10 protein-coding genes and 2 pseudogenes are annotated in these 13,236 nt (G+C 61.7%); 7 read left to right on the forward strand and 5 right to left on the reverse strand.

All coding sequences use genetic code 11. The features are described from left to right. Positions 1-3 precede the first annotated feature (3 nt). From PRJ_RS12885 to PRJ_RS12895, 3 genes are all read left to right on the forward strand, one after another. Positions 4-528 (forward strand): gamma carbonic anhydrase family protein, encoded by a 525-nt coding sequence (locus PRJ_RS12885; protein ID WP_104961588.1) that lies wholly within the window; start codon positions 4-6, stop codon positions 526-528. Positions 529-595: 67 nt separating this feature from the next. After that, positions 596-1,912 (forward strand): MFS transporter, encoded by a 1,317-nt coding sequence (locus tag PRJ_RS12890; RefSeq protein WP_104961589.1) that lies wholly within the window; start codon positions 596-598, stop codon positions 1,910-1,912. A 49-nt stretch (positions 1,913-1,961) separates the two neighbouring features. Beyond that, positions 1,962-3,242 carry an OprD family porin gene (locus PRJ_RS12895; RefSeq protein ID WP_104961590.1) on the forward strand — a complete coding sequence of 427 codons (1,281 nt, stop codon included), beginning with the start codon at positions 1,962-1,964 and terminating at the stop codon, positions 3,240-3,242. Between the two features lie 2 nt (positions 3,243-3,244). On the opposite strand, the pseudogene PRJ_RS12900 reads toward PRJ_RS12895, so the two are convergent. Then, positions 3,245-3,991 (reverse strand): annotated as a pseudogene (locus tag PRJ_RS12900) (DUF6708 domain-containing protein); the annotation flags it as partial. Between the two features lie 63 nt (positions 3,992-4,054). Here PRJ_RS12900 and PRJ_RS12905 point away from each other — a divergent pair. Next, positions 4,055-5,205, forward strand: a protein-coding gene (locus PRJ_RS12905) for an IS3 family transposase (RefSeq protein WP_104960814.1) whose coding sequence is annotated in 2 segments (ribosomal slippage) — positions 4,055-4,289 and positions 4,289-5,205 — 1,152 coding nt in all. Because the reading frame shifts where the segments join, the coding sequence is not laid out codon by codon here. An 18-nt stretch (positions 5,206-5,223) separates the two neighbouring features. Further along, a pseudogene (locus PRJ_RS12910) lies at positions 5,224-6,126 on the forward strand (2-hydroxyacid dehydrogenase); the annotation flags it as partial. Positions 6,127-6,167: 41 nt separating this feature from the next. Here PRJ_RS12910 and PRJ_RS12915 read toward each other — a convergent pair. From PRJ_RS12915 to bamA, 3 genes are all read right to left on the reverse strand, one after another. Continuing rightward, on the reverse strand, positions 6,168-7,133 hold the full coding sequence (locus PRJ_RS12915) for an endonuclease (protein ID WP_104961591.1): 966 nt from the start codon (positions 7,131-7,133) through the stop codon (positions 6,168-6,170). Positions 7,134-7,147: 14 nt separating this feature from the next. Continuing rightward, complete coding sequence (locus PRJ_RS12920; protein ID WP_104961592.1) at positions 7,148-7,531, reverse strand: hypothetical protein; 384 nt, start codon at positions 7,529-7,531, stop codon at positions 7,148-7,150. Between the two features lie 130 nt (positions 7,532-7,661). Further along, positions 7,662-10,025 carry an outer membrane protein assembly factor BamA gene (bamA, locus tag PRJ_RS12925; RefSeq protein WP_104961593.1) on the reverse strand — a complete coding sequence of 788 codons (2,364 nt, stop codon included), beginning with the start codon at positions 10,023-10,025 and terminating at the stop codon, positions 7,662-7,664. Positions 10,026-10,222: 197 nt separating this feature from the next. On the opposite strand from bamA, the gene PRJ_RS12930 reads away from it, so the two are divergent. Both PRJ_RS12930 and PRJ_RS12935 read left to right on the forward strand, forming a co-directional pair. Further along, positions 10,223-10,924, forward strand: coding sequence for a response regulator transcription factor (locus tag PRJ_RS12930; protein WP_014860135.1), 702 nt, complete (start codon positions 10,223-10,225; stop codon positions 10,922-10,924). After that, on the forward strand, positions 10,921-12,183 hold the full coding sequence (locus PRJ_RS12935; protein ID WP_012052222.1) for an ATP-binding protein: 1,263 nt from the start codon (positions 10,921-10,923) through the stop codon (positions 12,181-12,183). Before PRJ_RS12930 ends, PRJ_RS12935 begins: the two co-directional genes overlap by 4 nt. On the opposite strand, the gene PRJ_RS12940 is transcribed toward PRJ_RS12935, so the two are convergent. Beyond that, on the reverse strand, positions 12,176-13,171 hold the full coding sequence (locus tag PRJ_RS12940; RefSeq protein ID WP_010954243.1) for an aldo/keto reductase: 996 nt from the start codon (positions 13,169-13,171) through the stop codon (positions 12,176-12,178). The genes PRJ_RS12935 and PRJ_RS12940 overlap by 8 nt on opposite strands. Positions 13,172-13,236 lie beyond the last annotated feature (65 nt).

Below are 13,236 nucleotides of genomic sequence, written 5' to 3' on the forward strand. Positions count from 1 at the left end.
GAGATGGCGATCTACCAATATGACAACCTTGCACCCAACCTCCACCCGGAAACGTTCATCGCCGAGGATGCCAGCGTCATCGGCGACGTTACCCTGGAACAAGGCGTCAGCGTATGGCCGCAGGCCGTGCTACGGGGCGACAACGAAGCGATCTGTATCGGCCAGCACAGCAACGTGCAGGAGGGCGCTGTCTTGCATGCCGACCCCGGCTTTGCGTTGACAGTGGGGCAAGGTGTCACCATCGGCCACCAGGCCATGCTGCACGGCTGCACCATCGGCGATGGCGCGCTGATCGGCATTCAGGCGGTGGTGCTCAATGGCGCGGTCATCGGCAACAACTGCCTGGTGGGTGCCGGCGCCATCGTCACCGAAGGCAAGGTATTTCCCGACAACTCGTTGATCCTGGGCGCACCTGCCAAGGTAGTGCGCGAGCTCACTGCCGAAGCCATCGCCGGTATGCAGCGCAATGCGACGGAGTACGTCGCAAAAGGCCAGAGCTTCAAGGAAAAGCTGATCCGTATTCGCTAAAAAACCTGCTGGTGACGCCCTTCGAGACGTCGCTGCTCTCCAATAATTACAAGAATGGAGATTCACCATGGTTGCTTTGACCGGCGAACTGGCGCGTGAGCGCAACGACAGTCACATTAATGAGCTGCTGCTATACCGCCGTGTGGCCTGGCGCATCATGCCGCTGGCTATCATCTGCTTCCTGTTCTCCTACTTCGATCGCATCAACATCAGTTTTGCGAAGACACAAATGCAGCAGGAACTGGGCCTCAGCGATGCTGCCTACGGCCTGGCCGCGAGCATGTTCTTCGTCGGCTACGTGCTGTTCGAAGTGCCCAGCAGTCTCGGCCTGAAACGCTACGGGGCTCCGGCCTGGATCTGCCGGATCATGGTGTCCTGGGGCCTGGCGACGGCTGCGCTGGTATTTGCCTATACCCAGTACACGCTGTACTTCCTGCGCTTTCTGATCGGCGTCATGGAGGCCGGTTTCGGCCCGGCGATCCTGTTCTACCTGGCATGCTGGTTCCCGCGCAAGCACCTGGCGAAGATGAATGGCCTGTGGTTCCTGGCGGTGCCGCTGGCCGGAGCGGTGGGGGGCCCGGCTGCGGGCTTTTTGCTGGGGACAATGGACGGCGTGTTGGGCCTCGCTGGCTGGCACTGGTTGTTCCTGATGTCCGGGCTGCCGTGTGTGCTGCTGGGCCTGCTGGTGCTGTGGAAGCTGGACCGCGATATCGAGGCGGCGAAATGGTTGAGCCGCGAGGAGAAGGACCTGCTGGCGGAGAACCTTGCCCAGGACAAACGCGCTGCAAAACCGATACTCGGCTCGATCTGGCGGGTGTTGCTGACCCGTGAAGTGGCGATCATGGCGTTCATCTACTACGTGGTCAAAACCGCGTCCTACGGGCTGAATTTCTGGATGCCGCACCTGATCAAGTCCTCGGGGGTGCAAGACATGCTGTGGGTTGGCGTACTGTCGGCATTGCCCTATGCGGTAGCGTGCATCGGCATGGTGTTGCTGACTCGCCACTCCGACCGCACCGGCGAGCGTAAGCGCTATCTGGTGTACTGCCTGCTGGCGGCCGCCGTCGGTTACCTGCTGGCGTGCCTGTTCTCCGGCTCTCCCTTCGCGATGATGACCGCGCTGGTGCTGGCCACTGCGGGCACCTTTATCGCTATCCCGATCTTCTGGACCATTCCACAGTCGACGTTCTCGGGGCTGGCAATTGCCACCGGCACCGCCGCGATCAACTCGGTGGGACAGCTGAGCGGCATCGTTGCACCAGTGATGGTGGGCAAGATCAATGACCTTACCGACAGTACCTACATGGGCATGCTGTCAATCGCGCCGCTGATCCTGGTCGCATGCCTGGTGGTGATGCGTTACGTGCGCAACCCTAAAAGTTGATTGGCGCTGAGTCTTCGAACAACAACAAGAACAAGAGCAAGGCATACCAATGATCGTGATCTTTCGGCGAGCATCGCTGGTGCTCTCGGTGCTTTACTGCGCCTGTCAAACCGCCCAGGCTGCCTTTATCCATGACGGCAGTGGCAGCCTGGAACTGCGCAATTTCTACTTCGACCGCGACTTTCACGGTGACAGCGCCACGCAATCGCGGCGCGGTGAATGGGCCCAGGGCCTCATGCTGCGCTTGCAGTCTGGCTATACCGACGGCGTGGTTGGCTTTGGCCTGGACGCAGCCGGCATGCTGGGGCTCAAGCTGGACTCCTCGCCTGACCGTAGCGGTTCCGGCCTGTTGCCGCGAGGCAGCGACAAACGCGCCGCGGATGACTACGCCAAGGCCGTGGCTACCTTCAAGGCCAGGCTGGCGCAGAGCGAATTGAAGGCGGGGGGCCTGAGCCCGCAACTGCCATTGCTGGCGTCCAACAGCAGCCGCTTGTTCCCCCAGTGGTTCAACGGTGTGCAACTGGTGAGCAAAGACTTGGACCGGTTTACGTTCACCCTGCTGCAGGTGGATGCCACCAAATTGCGTGACTCCACCGACTATGAGGACCTGACCGCCATGGCGCAGCAAGGGGCCTATTCGGCGGCGGTCACCAGTGATCGTCTGCGCTACGCCGGCGTCGATTACCAGCCGTTGAACAACCTGACCCTCAGCCTTCACACCAGTGCGCTCGAAGACCTGTTCCGGCGTGATTTTGCCGGGTTCAAGTTCAAGACCCGCCTAGGGCCGGGGAATGTGTTCACCGAGTGGCGCTGGTTCAATGCAAGGGAGCAGGGCCGGGCGTTGCTGGGCGGAATCGACAATCAGACCCTCAGTACCAACTTCGGGTACAGCGTTCAGGGCCAGACGTTCAGTGGCGGCTATCAGAAAGTGCGTGGGGATACGGCATATGCCTACGTGGGGGGCACCGATACCTACCTGTTCAGCGAACAGCAGGTCAGCACATTTGCCTTGGCCAACGAACGGGCGTGGATGCTGCGCTACGACTACAACTTTGCTGCCGTGGGCATCCCCGGGCTGACGTTCAACGTGCGTTATGTAAAGGGCGATCAGGTGGCCCCGCAACGCATTGCCAGCGTCAAGGGCAGGGCATTGGCCGCTGGCGACGGAGAGGGGCGGGAATGGGAGCGGACTACGGATATCACCTATGTGGTGCAGTCGGGGGCGCTCAGGAATGTGTCGCTGCGTTGGCGCAATGCGAGCATGCGCTCGAATTTTGCCGATGCAGCGGATGAGAACCGGGTGATCGTCGGGTACACGTTCGAATTCTGAATTCAGACACAATCTTCGTTGGGTGCAGCTGGTTTCGCTTGCGCTTTGGATCTGCGCGGTTTGCGTGGTTTTTTCGCTGGCCGCTTGCCGGGCTTGAGCTGCCAGCGGTCGGCGTTGGCGAGCAGGCGTGCCTGGATTGCGGGTGGGTAGTCGCTCAGGGTTGTCACGGGTGGGACTGGCTTGCCGGGCAGGCCGGCCTCGCGGATGACCTTCGGCCAGCGCGGTCGCCAGCACAGCAGCAGGCTGAGCCAGTGGCCGGTGCCGATGATAACGAAAGCGGGCCAGACAAACAGCAGGACAACTTTGAACAGCCAGTTGCTCTTGCGGAAGAAACGCCCAAGGCCTTCGAACTGGGCGCTGAATGCCTGGATGGGTGAGGGTAGCTGGGTGCTCAGGCGGGGGCGGGGGACGGCGTGTGGGCCTTCTTCCATGTAACGGCGGATGAATTCCCACTCATCACGCAGTTCGCTGCCGCCTTGGCCTTGTTTGCCGAGCAGGGTCATTTCCATGTGGGGCAGGCCGGTGCGGCTGGGGTGCCAGACCAGGCCTAGTCGCATGCCCATGCTGAGTGAGTCATCTTCTGGGTCGATGGCTGTACTTCCTGTTGTTTTCCATGGGAAGGTTACGATGCCGCCGCAATAGCCGGGGCGGTGGAGGTGGACCTGTTGAGTTTTTCGATTGAATCGAATGAGCAGATGGCGGCTGGTTAGCATTTCCAGCCTTGAAAGGCTAAATCCATATTTTGCATATGAATCGCCCCTGGTTTCGTAGACACCTCCAAGCCTCATAATGAGGCCCAAATAGGAGGTGCCATGAGTCGTCAGCGTTACCCTGAAGAATTCAAGATCGAAGCGGTCAAGCAAGTCACCGAGAAAGGCAAGCCCGTCGCCGATGTTGCCCAGCGCCTGGGCATGTCCGTGCACAGCCTTTATGCCTGGATCAAGGTCTACAGCAAGCCCCAAGAGCAGCGTCAGCAAGACGACGATCAGCAGGCCGAACTGCGCAAGCTGCGCGCTGAACTCAAGCGCGTGACGGAAGAGCGAGACATCTTAAAAAAGGCCGCCGCGTACTTTGCCAAGGAGTGCGGTTAAAGTACGCCTTCATCAAGAAGCACTCGACTGATTACCCGGTGCGGCGCCTTTGCCAAACCCTCAAGGTGCACCCCAGCGGCTACTACGCCTGGCTGGCCGAGCCTCAATCTGCCCGAGCAAAAGAAGATCAACGTCTGCTTGGCTTGATCAAACACGCTTGGCTAGAAAGCGGAGGCGTATACGGCTACCGCAAAATTCACGATGACCTACGTGAGCTAGGAGAGGAATGCGGACGAAATCGAGTCGGGCGCTTGATGCAGGCGGAGGGGCTGCGTTCGCAAACGGGCTATCGGCGGCGTCCAGGGTTTTACGGTGGTAAACCAACAGTGGCCTCGCCCAACCACCTCGCGCGGCAGTTCAATGTCAGTGAACCGAACAAGGTCTGGGTGACAGATATCACTTACATCCGCACCTATGAAGGATGGCTCTACCTGGCGGTAGTGCTGGATCTGTTCTCACGCCAAGTAATTGGTTGGTCAATGAAGCCAAGGATGTGCAGCGACCTCGCTATCGACGCAATGTTGATGGCTGTGTGGCGACGCAAGCCACAGCAGCAAGTGATGATTCACTCAGATCAGGGTAGTCAGTTCAGTAGCTCAGATTGGCAAAGCTTCTTGAAGGCTAACAATGTAATCAGCAGCATGAGCCGGCGGGGAAACTGCCACGACAATGCCGTAGCCGAGAGCTTTTTCCAGCTTTTGAAGCGGGAGCGAATCCGACGAAAGATCTACACAACCCGTGAAGAAGCCCGAAGTGATATTTTCGATTACATCGAGATGTTCTATAACCCTAAACGCCGACACAGCAGTGCTATGCAGCTGTCTCCAGTAGAGTATGAGAAACGCTATTTCCTGAGCTTGGAGAGTGTCTAGGAAACCAGGGGCGATTCAGATCGCGTCGAGGTGACCTGGGTGGATACCACTCAGCCCGACGGCCTGGCCCGCCTGCGCGATGCGTTACCGGGGGCGCACGGGTTGCTGGGGGCCAGCCTGCGCCTGGATGCCAGCCTGCTCGACCTTGCCCCGCAACTGGAAGTGGTGTCGAGCGTTTCGGTAGGCGTGGACAACTACGACATTGCTGAACTCAGCAGGCGTGGTGTGATGCTTACCAACACGCCCGACGTGTTGACCGAAACCACGGCCGACACAGGCTTTGCCTTGATCCTGGCTACCGCCAGGCGGGTGGTGGAGCTGGCGAACTGGGTGCGTGACGGCCGTTGGCAGGCCAACCTGGGGCCGGCGCATTTTGGCAGTGATGTGCACGGCAAGACGCTAGGCATTGTCGGCATGGGCCGCATTGGCGAGGCCCTGGCCCGGCGCGCGGCTGCCGGCTTTGGCATGCGCGTGCTGTATCACAGCCAGCGTGCCAAGCCCGAGGTGGAAGCACGCTATGCCGCATGCCAGTGCAGCCTGGATGAGCTGTTGCAGCAGGCAGATTTCGTTTGCCTGACGGTGCCGTTGAGTGCCAGCACCGAAGGCCTGATAGGCGCACGGGAACTTGCGTTGATGAAGCCTGAGGCAATTCTGGTGAACATCTCACGCGGGCGTGTGGTGGATGAGCAGGCGCTGATCGAAGCGCTGCGGGCCAGGCGTATCCGCGGTGCGGGGCTGGACGTGTTCGTGCACGAGCCGCTGCCGACCGACTCGCCGCTGTTGCAGCTCGATAACGTGGTAGCGACCCCGCATATCGGCTCGGCGACCGAGGAAACCCGCCAGGCCATGGCGCGTTGCGCGGTGGACAACCTGCTCAGCGCGCTAGCCGGTGAGCGGCCGGTAAACCTGGTCAACGGCTGACGCGACCCCGTTCCTACAGGGCCGGCCAGCCTTTGAAACGGTCAGCGGCAGTTGCCTGCCTTGCGATACCCCGCTGCCTGCGCTTCACCTTCGTTTGCGAAGGTAACCTGGTTCTTCGCTGCAACCTGGTTGTAGCCCGGGCAGCCGACTGACAGGTGATAGACGTGGCTGTTGCGGTTGCCAAGCACGGCGCCGACCGAACCGGCGCTGGCCAGGCTTGGTTTGGCCTCTGGCTTGGCCGCGTTTACCGGCACCGCCTGTACCACGCCGCTGCCAACCGGCTTGTAGCCGGCAGTCCACTTGCGTTCGCCGCTTACGAACGGGTTGGCATGGCCCATGATCGCGGCAATGCGCCGGTCGCGTTCTTTCTCCCAGGCCGACACCGGGTGCTGCTTGTCCCAGGCCATCAGCAGCTGTTGCTGTTGGCGCGACATGTTCAGCTTGTAGCGGTCGAACATGTAGAACGTTGTGCGGGCTACCAGGCCTTTGACTTCGTCACGCGGTTCGGCGGTGCGCTGGACGAAATCGACCTTGGTGGTGCATTGGCCGTATTCGCCGGCATTGCCAGTGACCATGCCGTAGTTGAAGTTGCTGCGGTCACCGTTGACCTCACCCACGGCCGGGTAAAGGTTGAACAGGTCGGCCTCCATGGCGCGGAACACCGGGTCGTTGTCCACGCAGTGCTCACGGCCGCCGTTCTTCCAGCACTGGCGCTGGTTGCCGAAGGTGTGGGCGGGCACGATGTGTTCCCACTCGGTGCGTTCGGCGCGGTTCTGCTGCTTGCGCGTCTTGTAGCCACACGAGGCAGCGTCGATGCGCCCGCCAGACTTGCCCACCCAGGTCCATTTGCAACCGCAGTACAAGTCGCCCATGGCACTGCTGGCCTGGTCCAGGTAGACCTTCTGCTTGGCCACCACCTTGGCTTCGGTGAAGGTGGCCGGCGGGTTGGCCAGAGCGGGGAGGGTAAAGGAAAATAATAAGGTTACGGCGTAAAGCAGTGATTTCATGGGGAAAACATATTTCAGGTTGGGCCGGGCATTGTAATGGTTTCCCCGGGGGTGACCAGCTCGCGGAGCCATACCAATGGTCGGCCAGGTTCGTCGCTGCCCATACGGTTGAATGTGGCTGAGTCGAGCATGTCCCGCACTTGGGTGCCCATGCGCAGCAGGTGCTCGACGAAACCGGCACCGACGTCACCGTAGTCCTCCAGGGAAACCCCGCTCTGGTTGTGCTGGATTGCGAGGTGGTAATGACTGACACCATCGCCGTTGCCGCTACCGCCCAGTACCACCGTGAAGCGTGGGCCAAGCAGGGTGGCCAGGCGTTCCTGCACCAGATCGAGCAGGGCGACGGGTATTTCATTTTCGCGCAGTGATGTAGGGAAACAGGGTGTGAACGGAGGCATGAGGGTGTCCTGCTGGGCGGGGTTCGAGTACTGGCCAGCTTAGGCAAGGTGACTGTCAACTTGGGTAAAGCGGGGGTAAAAGCGGGTAATGCTCAACCCCCGTGCTGCGCGGTTCATTTCATGAGCAGCATCAGAAGGTCTGCCCCAACGAGAACTGGAACACCTGGGTTTCGGCGTTATCCGGCTTTTTCAATGGCGCCGCCAGGCTGAAACTCAGCGGCCCCATCGGGCTGTACCAGGTCACGCCAACCCCCAGCGACACAGCTATCTGCGCCAGGTCGACGCTGCCGCAGCCTTGGGTGGTGGACAGGTAGCAGGTGTCGGCATACACGTTGCCGGCATCGACGAACACCGAGCTGCGCAGCTGGCTCTGGTCCTTCACGAAGGGCAGCGGGAACAGGTACTCGGCACCGCCGGTAATCAGGATATTACCCCCCAGCACATCGGTGTCGCGGTCGGAATAGTAAGCCTGCCCAGCGCTGGAATAGGCCCCGGTGGCCGGTGTGCTGCGCGGGCCGAGAGTGCCGTCCTTGAACCCGCGTACCGACCCCTGCCCACCGGCGTTGTAGCTTTCATAGAACGGCAAGCCGTCGGTGGAGCCATAGCCGTTGCCGTAGCCCAGGTTGGTGTGCAGGCGCAGCGTGGTGTTGCTGGTGACCGGCAGGAAAGCCTGGCCGTTGTAGTCGAGCTTGTAGAACGACAGGTCGCTGCCAGGGGTGGTAGCCATCAGCGTCAGGCTCTGCGAGTGGCCCCGGGTGGCTAGCACGCCTTTGTTGAGGGTAGATTCCGACCAACCGATCGACGCCTTGAGGTTGTTGAAGCTTTTGCCTTCGCGGGAGATGAAATCGTAGATCTCGTCAGCGCTGTAGGTGCCGGGCGAAATGTCGTCGTGCTGCAGGGTCAGGCCGTAGGTCAGGCGCGAGGTTTCGTTGATCGGGTAGCCGAAGCTGACCCCGGCGCCGTAGCTGTTGATTGCATAGTACGAAACCCCATCGTCGTAGTAATCGCTGTAGTCGGTGCTGTTGTAGAACAGGTTGTAGCCCAGGCTCACGCCGTCGGCGGTGAAGTAGGGGTCGACGAAGCCGAAGTTGTACTTGGTCTGGTATTCCGAACGGGTCAGGCCGATGGACACCTTGTTACCGGTACCGAGAAAGTTGCTCTGGCTGATCGAACCCCCCAGGATCAGGCCGGCGCTCTGGGCGAAACCGACGCTGGCGGTGATCGAGCCGGAGGCCTGCTCTTCGACGCTGTAGTTGACGTCGACCTGGTCGTCGGTGCCAGGCACCTGCGGGGTCTCGATGTTGACTTCCTTGAAGAAGCCCAGGCGCTCCAGGCGGGTCTTGGACTGGTCGATCAGGTAGGTCGACGCCCAGCCACCTTCCATCTGGCGCATTTCGCGACGCAGCACTTCGTCTTCGGTCTTGGTGTTGCCGCGGTAGTTGATGCGGTTGACGTAGGCACGCTTGCCCGGGTCGACCACGAACATGATGTCGACGGTGTGGTCCTGGTCGTTCGGCTGTGGCACGCCGTTGACGTTGGCGAAGGTGTAGCCTTCGTTACCCAGGCGGCGGGTGATCAGCTCGGACGTGGTGGTCATCACCTTGCGCGAGAATACCTGCCCCGGCTGCACCAGCAGCAGCGACTTGACCTGGTCTTCCGGCACCTTGAGGTCACCGGACAGCTTCACGTCGCGAACGGTGTATTTCTCGCCTTCGTTGATATTGACGGTGATGTAGACGTGCTTCTTGTCCGGCGTGATGGACACCTGGGTGGAGGCGATGTCCATGTTGATGTAGCCGCGGTCCAGGTAGTAGGAACGCAGGCGCTCCAGGTCACCGGAGAGTTTTTCACGGGCGTACTTGTCGTCGTTCTTGAAGAACGACAGCCAGTTGGTGGTCTTCAGCTCGAACAGCTGCCCCAGGGTCTCATCATCGAATACGTTGTTGCCAACGATGTTGATGTGCTGGATGGCGGCGACGGTGCCTTCGTTGATCTTGATCTTCAGGGCCACACGGTTGCGCGGCTGCGGCACCACTTCGGCGTCGACCTCGGCCGAGTAGCGCCCCTGGGCCACGTACTGGCGTTGCAGTTCGTTACGCACACCTTCGAGGGTGGCACGCTGGAAGATCTCGCCTTCGGCCAGGCCCGATTGTTTCAGGCCCTTCATCAGGTCTTCGGTGCTGATCGCCTTGTTGCCTTCAATCTCGATGCTCGACACCGACGGGCGCTCGACCACGTTGATGATCAGCACATTGCCATCGCGGCTCAACTGGATGTCCTGGAAGAACCCGGTCTTGAACAAGGAACGCGTCGAGTCCACCAGGCGGCGGTCGTCGGCCTGGTCGCCAACGTTCAGCGGCAAGGCACCGAACACACTGCCAGCGGAAACCCGCTGCAGGCCGTTGACGCGAATGTCGGCGATCCTGAACGGTGAGGCCTGGGCCAGCGTGGCTTTCAGCAGCAGGATGGAGAGCAACAGGCGCGGGTAGTTCATCGGGGGTTCCAGACAAGCGGATTTGGAGGGAGGCGAGCGCGGGCAACCCGCAAGCAGCGGGCGATGAGGATACGGGCGGGCTGTGTACGGCGCGGTTAGCCGAGGGTAAAGATGTGTAAAGTCCGACCGGCCGGCGGTGACAGTGCCGGCGCGTAGGGCGATCATTACCCCCCCTGCAATTGCGATATCTGGCCCTGATGATCCCTGTGCTGCTGGTCGACGACGACCGCGAACTGACCGAAATGCTCTCTTTGTACCTGGCGCGCGAAGGCTTCCAGGCAACGGCCGTGGACACCGGCGAAGAAGGCGAGACCCAGGCGTTGTCCGGTGACTTCCAGGTGGTGGTGCTGGACGTCATGCTGCCCGGCATTTCGGGCATCGAAGTGTTACGCCGCGTGCGCGCGCGCAGCCAGGTGCCGGTACTGCTGCTGACGGCCCGTGGCGACAACATCGACCGCATCGCCGGCCTTGAGCTGGGTGCCGACGACTATGTACCCAAGCCCAGCTCTCCTGGCGAGCTGGTGGCGCGCCTGCGGGCGATACTGCGCCGCGTGCAGCCACACCTGATGGGTGAAACCAGCGCGCCCGAGGTACCTGAACAGGTACGCAGCGGCGCATTGAAAATGTGGCCGGGGCGGCGCGAGGCACGCTGGGGCGCAGCCACGCTGGAATTGACCGGCTCCGAGTTCAGCCTGCTCGAAGCCCTGGCGCGCCAGGCCGGTCAGCTGGTCAGCAAGCAGGACCTGTCGCTCAATGCCCTGGGCCGGCCGCTGACCCGTTATGACCGACGCATCGATGTGCACGTCAGCAGCATCCGGCAAAAACTTGGCCCGCGTGCCGATGGCAGCAGCTGGATCCAGAGCGTGCGCGGCATGGGCTACATGCTGATCGTCGAATGATGCGCCGGCGTCTGTTCTGGAAGCTGTTCCTGGCGTTCTGGCTGGCCAACACCCTGACCTTCCTGGTGGGGGCGGGGGCCTTCATGCTCAATGAGCTGCGCGGCGATACACCCGGGCTGCGTTCGCTGCTGGCCACCGAGCTGCAATTGCTCGAACGGCATGGCGAGCGGGCCGGCCGCCAGTTGCTGGACGTATCGCCACAGCCGCAGGATGTGCAAGTAGGCCTTTACGACGATCAAGGCCGCTTGCTGGCTGGCCAAACGGTGCACGTGGCGCGTTTCGAGCAGGCACTGCTCGACCGTGACGGCCGCCCGCTGGTGCTGCGCGCTTCGGTGGCCACCCGTGTCGGTATGGCACCGCGCCCACGCAACCTTGGCCCGTTTGTGACAGGGGCGGTGATGAGCGCGCTGTTCGCGCTGTTGTGCAGCTTTTACCTGACCCGGCCGCTGACCTGGCTGCGCGAGGCCATGGGCCAGGTTGCCCAAGGCCGTTTCGATGTGCGGGTCAGGCCGCGGCTGGGCAAGCGCCGTGACGAAATCGTCGACCTGGCCGAGGACTGTGACCGCATGGCCGGCCAGCTCAAGGCCCTGGTGCAGGCCCAGCAGAACCTGCTGCATGATATTTCCCATGAGCTGCGCTCACCGCTTACCCGCATGCATGCCGCCATTGGCCTGATGCGCCAGCAACCCGACCGGCCCGACATGCTGGAGCGGGTCGAGCGCGAGTCGCGGCGCATGGACGACCTGATCGAGCAACTGCTGACCCTGGCCCGTGCCCAGTCCCGTCAAGGCAACAATGACTTCGCCAGCGTGGATGTGGTCGAACTGCTGGCGCAGATCGTCGAGGATGCCCGTTTCGAGGCAGGCATGAAGCAGTGCCAAGTGTCCTTGCTGGCTCAGGGCGCGTTTCTTATGCATGGCCATGAAGAACTCCTGTACCGGGCCTTCGAGAACGTCATCCGCAATGCCGTGCGCTACACCAAGCCCGGCACGGCGGTATTGGTGGAGGCCGCACCGGCACCAGGTGGGCAATGGTTGCAGGTGTGCGTCAGCGACCATGGCCCGGGCGTCGACCCGGCGCGCCTGCAGCGCATCTTCGAACCGTTCGACCGTGGCACCGACAGCAGCGACGGCTTCGGCCTGGGGCTGGCGATCGCCCAGCGTGCCATCGCCTTGCACGGTGGCAGCATTACCGCGCTGGCCGCCGCCACAGGGGGCTTGCGGGTGCGCATCGAACTGCCGCAAGCCATTGCTACTTGAAGCCGGTGACCGCGTGGGGAACGTAAGGGGCCTGCAAGCGCGCCACTTCGTCCTCGCTCAACTGCAGTGACAGTGCGCCCAGGGCATCGTCCAGGTGGGCGGGCTTCGAGGCGCCGACGATAGGGGCGCTAACGCCGGCCCTACCCAGCACCCAGGCCAGCGCAACCTGGGCCATCGGCACCCCCCGTTCGCTGGCGATCTGCTCGACCACATCGATTACCCGGCCGTCCTCCACCTCGGTCTTTTCATAGAACGACTGCCCGGACACATCGGTGCGCGTGCGTTGGGTTTGCTGCCCATGCGGTCGTGTCAGGCGGCCGCGCGCCATCGGGCTCCAGGGCATCAGGCCGACGCCTTGATCCAGGCACAGCGGGATCATCTCTCGCTCTTCTTCGCGGTAGATCAGGTTGAGGTAGTTCTGCATCGACACGAAGCGGCTCCAGCCATGGTTGGCGGCTACCTGCTGCGCCTTGGCGAACTGCCAGGCATACATCGACGATGCACCGATGTAGCGCGCCTTGCCGGCCTTGACCACATCATGCAGAGCTTCCATGGTTTCCTCGATGGGGGTGTGGTAATCCCAGCGGTGGATCTGGTAAAGGTCGACGTAGTCTGTGCCCAGGCGGCTGAGGCTGGCGTCGATGTTGGCCATGATCGCCTTGCGTGACAAGCCTTGCTCATTGGGCCGGCTGGCGCCTTCCCACATGTTGGCAGGGAAGAACACCTTGGTGGCGATCACGGTTTCTTCACGGCGGGTAAACTCCCTCAGGAGTTTGCCGAGGATGATTTCCGAGGTGCCGGCGGAATAGCTATTGGCAGTGTCGAAGAAGTTGATGCCTTGCTCGACGGCATGGCGAATGATCGGCCGGCTGGCGTCTTCGCCCAAGGTCCAGGGATGAGTGCCGGCGTCGGGTTCACCGAAGGTCATGCAGCCCAGGCACAGCCTTGAAATGTCCAGCCCAGTGCTACCCAGCTTTACGTACTGCATCGTCGTCTCCTTCAAGGGCGTGAGTGATGGAGTTAGCCTAACGCTGGCAGGGTTGGGCGAAAATT

Source organism: Pseudomonas sp. XWY-1 (genome assembly GCF_002953115.1).
GTDB lineage: Bacteria > Pseudomonadota > Gammaproteobacteria > Pseudomonadales > Pseudomonadaceae > Aquipseudomonas > Aquipseudomonas alloputida.